Below are 5,461 nucleotides of genomic sequence, written 5' to 3'. Positions count from 1 at the left end.
CGTCTTATCCGACGCTTCATTCAGCTTGCCAGACAACTCCTGAGTGCCATCCTCCAATTTCAACAAACCTGAAGCTACTTGCTGCGCACCATCCTCCAGCTCTACTGAACCATTAACGAATGGCGTAATGCTTGAGGACAATTGTGAAAGTCCAGACGTAAGCGTTGCTGCCCCGCTGTTCAGCTGTTTGGCACCTGCTGCAAGCTTTGTTCCGCCGGCACTTGCTTCAGCAAGCTTCGAGCCAAACTGATTCATGCCGGTTGAAAATTTCTTCGCACCAGCGACTACTTGCTCTGCGCCTGCACCAAGCTGCTTGCCGCCGGCCGCTGCTTCCTCGACCTTCTTATCGAAGGTTCCTAGTCCATCAGATACTTTGACTAGGCCGTCGCTCAGCTTAGACGCCCCGTCTCTCAGCTGCTTCTGTCCTTCTGAAGACTTCTCCAGACCCGCAGCAAGCTCTCGGCTCGCTTTGAGCAAAGACGCAAAGCTTTCGCTCTCCGCCAGCTCGGGGTTCGCCTGACCCAGCTGCGCCAGCCCATTCGCCAGCTGTGACGCTCCTGCCTTCAGCTGCTCCTCGCCCGCAGCTGATTCCTTAAGACCGCCCGCCAGCTGCCCTGCAGCCTGCTGCGCGTCCGACGCGCCTCCCGCCAGCTGTCCGCTCGCTCCGGCTAATTGCGACAAGCCGTCGCTAAGCTTCACCGCTCCGGCTCCAAGCGAGCCTGCGCCTTCACCGAGCGATGCCGCTCCCGCGCCAAGCTCCTTCTGCGCTGCCAGCAGCTGCGCCAGGCCGCTAGATAGGTCATTCGTGCCCGTGCTAAGCTCGGCACTGCCTTTGCCAAGCGCCTTGCCGCCATCGTTCAGCTTAGCGACTCCCTCTTTGAGAGTCAGCGATCCGCTGACCAGCTTCGCTAAGTTTTTCTCGATGAGTACGGCTCCGTCCTTCGCCTTTGTCGTCCCATCAGCAATTTCACCTGCACCATCGCTCGCTTTGCTTATGCCATCCACGAGCTCCTCCATTTGCTCAAAAACAGTGCGCGTATAAGCCGACGTCACTTCTTTGTTAAGCTCCATTTTCATCGTGTCTACTGCTTTGCTGCCAATCTGAGAAGCTAAAAAGTTATAACTCTCATTAGCTAAATACGTAAGCTTAGCCGGTGTTGGCTTATCTGAAGTTAAAGTGGTTGTTTTCTCCGAGAAATCAGAAGGAATCTCAATGGCCAAATAATAGCTATGATCTTCCATTCCCGCCTCAGCTTCCTCTTTACTCACGAAATGCCATTCAAATTTTTCATTTTCCTTTAGCTCTGCCTCAAAATCATCGCCAATATGCATCATCTCGCCGTTAAATTCATACCCTTTATCCGCATTAACGACAGCTACCGGCATCTTATCCAAATTTCCGTACGGGTCCCAAAACGCCCCTAGAAACATCGATGAGTACATAACGGGAATCATCAGCACGCCAATTACCGATATCAACAACATTTTGTTGCGGCCGATTCCGGACAATTCTTTACCAAACTGCTTTAAACCTTTGAACTTCAAATCGTCCAMTCTCCCAATTACTGATTGACTATTTCTCTCATTCGGTCATTTCTTTGTGTAAAAAAAGGCATCCAGGTTATTCCGGAGCCAATCCTACTTGCATATAGAATCGCAATTTTTCCGCTACTTGCTGTTTGTCCAGCGGTTCATGCGTTTTTTTCCATTCTACCGTAAGCGCCATATACAAGCGGAGCATAACAAACGCAGTCATTTCTGGATCACAAGGCTTAATCTCGCCCTTATCGATCGCCAGCTGGATTTGATGTTGAATATAACCAACGACTGCCTTCTCTATTTGCTGTATACCCTCCAGCGCCATGGGCGTACCAATCTCGCGTACCTCATGCGATAGCTTAAGTGCAAGCTCATGTTCCTCGCGAAAATCGAGCAGCTGCTCGAGCGCAGCGTTCAAATTATCGAAGAATAATCGATTAGGATCAACAACCTTTTCTGCAACCTGCTTCATTTCAATAATAAGCTTCTTCATAATTTCGTGGAACAACTCTTCTTTATTCGTAAAGAACGTATAGATCGTCCCTTTGCCCACATTCGCAATTTTCGCTACCTGATCCATGGTCGTCGCCTTATACCCAAACAACGCGAACGACTTCCCCGCAGCATTCACAATCTGCTGTCGTCGATCAATGGCCATTCCTTCACCTCCGAGCATTTCATTCCTTTATTACTTTAAAAACTGACCAAAAAACTAAAACGGTCATTTCGACTTCCGTTATCATAGCACGCGCCAATTCCGATTGCAATACCCAATTCATACAATAGCAATATGGCTCAGGGCATAACGACAAAAAAATGACTTTACTCGTCAAAAAGCGCTATACTATATGTACGGTTTTAATTAATTTCTGCACAGCAGATTAAAAGGAGTGTTCCCCTTATGTCATACAAAGAAATCACGTCCATTGAAGAATGGAATAACGTCTATGAAGCTTCAGCTACTCGTCCACTCGTTATATTCAAGCACAGCACCACTTGCCCGGTCAGCGCTAATGCTTACCAAGAATTCAATCAATATCTTGATGGGAAACCAAGAGAAGATGTGGAATACGTGCTTGTAAAAGTCATCGAATCGCGTCCGGTTTCCAACCAAATCGCTGAGGATACTTCCGTTAAGCATGAGTCCCCGCAAATTATTTTTATCGAGAAAAAAGAAAAAGTGTGGACGACGTCCCACTGGTCGATTACTAAAGCTCATATTACAGCTGTACTCGACTAATTTTTTTTATAAATTTTATTAAAAAAAGCTTCCAGCCTAATGCCTCAGCGCATAACGGTTGGGAGCTTTTTTTTCATACTATTCCTCCGGATCTAGCTTACATTCTGCCAGCGTCAGCATTCGAGTACGATACTTCCATTTGTGTCCGATAAAGATGGCAAGGAAAAGGGGAATGCCGATGTAGGAGGCGAAGATATAAGCCCAATCAATACGGCCATCCTTGAGCGCGCCGATAAACTGACCGCCAATCACAACAATACAGAGCAGCATAGCTAGGATCGGACCAATCGGAAACCATTTCGCCAAATAGGCCAGATCCTCAAGCTTGTGGCCTTGTGATACATAAGCTCTGCGAAAGCGATAATGGCTAATTGCAATGCCAAGCCAAACGATAAAGCCAGACATCCCCGAAGCATTCAGCAGCCACACGTAGACTACGCCGTCACCGAAGAAGGAAGCTAAGAAAGCGAGCATGCCAAGAGCCCCCGTCGCAAGGAGCGCCGCTACAGGAACCCCGCGCACGTTCAGCTTAGCCAGAAAACGAGGGGCCTTCCCCTCCTTCGCCAGCACCCAAAGCATCCGCGTAGAGGCATACATACCGGAATTGCCTGCTGACAATACCGAGGTCAAAATGACCGCATTCATAATTGAAGCCGCTACGGCAAGACCTGCTCTCTCGAAAATGATCGTAAATGGACTCGTCGAAATGTCTCCGCTCGCGAGCTGCGCGTTTGAATAAGGGATCAACATGCCAATTAGCAATATCGCCAATATGTAGAACAAGAGGATTCTCCAAAAAATAGAACGGATGGCACGCGGGATATTCTCGCGAGGATTCTCACTCTCTCCAGCCGTTACTCCAATTAGCTCCGTTCCTTGAAAAGAGAAGCCCGCAGCCATAAACACACCTAACGTAGCTAAAAAACCAGCAGGAAACGGATTGTCCGTCAGATTGCTTATGCCAACCGCTTTCCCATTCCAAATGCCGATCACCATCATCAAGCCGATAGCGATAAACACGATTACCGTTACAATTTTGATCATGGCAAGCCAGTATTCCGATTCGCCGTAACCCTTAACAGACAGAAGGTTAAGGCTAAGCATTAACAATAGAAATAGACCGCTCCACAAAATAGACGGACTGTTCGGAAACCAAAACTTCATAATAAGCGTGGCCGCAGACAACTCCGCCGCAATCGTTATCGCCCAGTTGTACCAATAGTTCCAGCCAAGCGCAAAACCAAGCGAAGGATCAACAAAACGCGCTGCATAGGTGCTGAACGTTCCAGACACAGGCATATAGGTAGCCATTTCCCCTAAGCTTGTCATCAGAAAATATACCATAATGCCAATCAGCGAATAAGCAAGCACCGCTCCTCCCGGCCCAGCAGAGTGAATGGCACCGCCACTCGCAAGAAACAAACCCGTACCAATAGAACCTCCAAGCGATATCATGGTCATATGCCGAGCCTTCAAACCTCTGCGCAGCGTGTTCGAATCCTCTCGTTGCTCACTCATTGTCACGTTCCTCCTTTCCATCTCCTCAGTTTGTTGAATTTCCCGTATTTTATCCATCCGATAAAAAATTTAAGAAAGATAAAACTCTCTATATAAACGATGCAAAAGCTTGTGAATAAGCTGCTAATAAGATAGATGATTATCCAGTATCATACTGCGCTAAAATACGACAAATGGACTATCATATTTTCCATTTTTTAATATATAATGAGTAGGTGTGAATTCCACGCAACGATGAGAGGAATGGTAAAATGTTTGGTAAATTAGCAGCAGATGCCCTTGGAATAAGTGATATTGGCGCGATCATCAAGCCCGCAGATTTCAGCAAAGCCGATTCTGACGATTACGTCATGCATGAGGATAACGAGAAAATTTATTTTCTCATTAAGTCAAAAACCGACGAATATTGCTTCACAAACCTTGCACTCATTCATTTGGACGGCAAAAGCGCACTAAGCAAAAAACGGACATTGAAGCGTTACTCTTATAGCGCGAACCAAATTTCACAGGTTGCATTGGAAACGGCAGGCACGGTCGACCTTGACGTTGAAATCAAGTTCTCGATTGGCTCAATCCCCTTTTCAATTGATGTAAATAAGAAGCATATCGAAGAGCTGAAAGACCTTTATAAAGCACTTATCAAAATCTCAGAAATTACACGCGAGAACGAAATCTCGCTTGAATATGCAAGACGCAGCCTGGATCTCGCATCCACAACGTTGCAGCAAATCCATAAAGGCGACTTCAATGTCGTCGAACAGTTCGACGGACTGAACAAATCCGCGTTCAACTGGCTTGTAAACACGCACAAACAATATCGCATCAAGGATTTTGGCGCTATTTTTGAGCGCTATATCAACAACTAGTTAAGAGACCAATTTCATACGATACGAAAAAAGACGAAGAACGTCCTTCGGGACTGACCCCCATTTGTGAGACAGGGATCAAAACACCTTTCAAGTTTAAACGGCCAATCGCCTATAATCAACCGGCGACTGGTTATTTAGTTTCGTTTGAATACGAATTGCGTTATAGTAAGTGATGTAGTCTCGAACGGTCTGTTCAACGATTGCAGTCGTTGTATGGGTCAACCCTTCGAGGTAGAACGTTTCAGACTTTAGTGTGGAATGAAACGATTCAATGGGGGCATTATCAGCGGGCGTT

6 protein-coding genes are annotated in these 5,461 nt (G+C 46.7%); 2 read left to right on the top strand and 4 right to left on the bottom strand.

Features of this window, described 5'->3' with window-relative positions:
- Both AC1DSE_RS29335 and AC1DSE_RS29330 read right to left on the bottom strand, forming a co-directional pair.
- On the bottom strand, positions 1 to 1,545 hold a 1,545-nt coding region (locus tag AC1DSE_RS29335), incomplete at its 3' end, for a YhgE/Pip family protein (RefSeq protein ID WP_477528632.1).
- Positions 1,546 to 1,621: 76 nt separating this feature from the next.
- Positions 1,622 to 2,197 carry a TetR/AcrR family transcriptional regulator gene (locus AC1DSE_RS29330; RefSeq protein WP_441910574.1) on the bottom strand — a complete coding sequence of 192 codons (576 nt, stop codon included), beginning with the start codon at positions 2,195 to 2,197 and terminating at the stop codon, positions 1,622 to 1,624.
- A gap of 243 nt (positions 2,198 to 2,440) precedes the next feature.
- Here AC1DSE_RS29330 and ytxJ point away from each other — a divergent pair, with 243 nt between their 5' ends.
- Positions 2,441 to 2,779 (top strand): bacillithiol system redox-active protein YtxJ, encoded by a 339-nt coding sequence (gene ytxJ / locus AC1DSE_RS29325; protein ID WP_076268487.1) that lies wholly within the window; start codon positions 2,441 to 2,443, stop codon positions 2,777 to 2,779.
- Between the two features lie 78 nt (positions 2,780 to 2,857).
- Here the strand turns inward: ytxJ and AC1DSE_RS29320 are convergent, their stop codons facing one another.
- Entirely contained in the window at positions 2,858 to 4,297 is a 1,440-nt protein-coding gene (locus tag AC1DSE_RS29320; RefSeq protein ID WP_477510991.1) for an amino acid permease, read from the bottom strand.
- 251 nt (positions 4,298 to 4,548) lie between these two features.
- On the opposite strand from AC1DSE_RS29320, the gene AC1DSE_RS29315 reads away from it, so the two are divergent.
- On the top strand, positions 4,549 to 5,163 hold the full coding sequence (locus AC1DSE_RS29315) for a PH domain-containing protein (RefSeq protein ID WP_339206364.1): 615 nt from the start codon (positions 4,549 to 4,551) through the stop codon (positions 5,161 to 5,163).
- 96 nt (positions 5,164 to 5,259) lie between these two features.
- Here the strand turns inward: AC1DSE_RS29315 and AC1DSE_RS29310 are convergent.
- The coding region (locus tag AC1DSE_RS29310) for an IS3 family transposase (protein ID WP_477528631.1) at positions 5,260 to 5,461 on the bottom strand (202 nt) is incomplete at its 5' end.

The organism is Paenibacillus sp. 01L418 (genome assembly GCF_056400045.1).
This window is presented reverse-complemented; position numbering and strand designations above follow the sequence as displayed.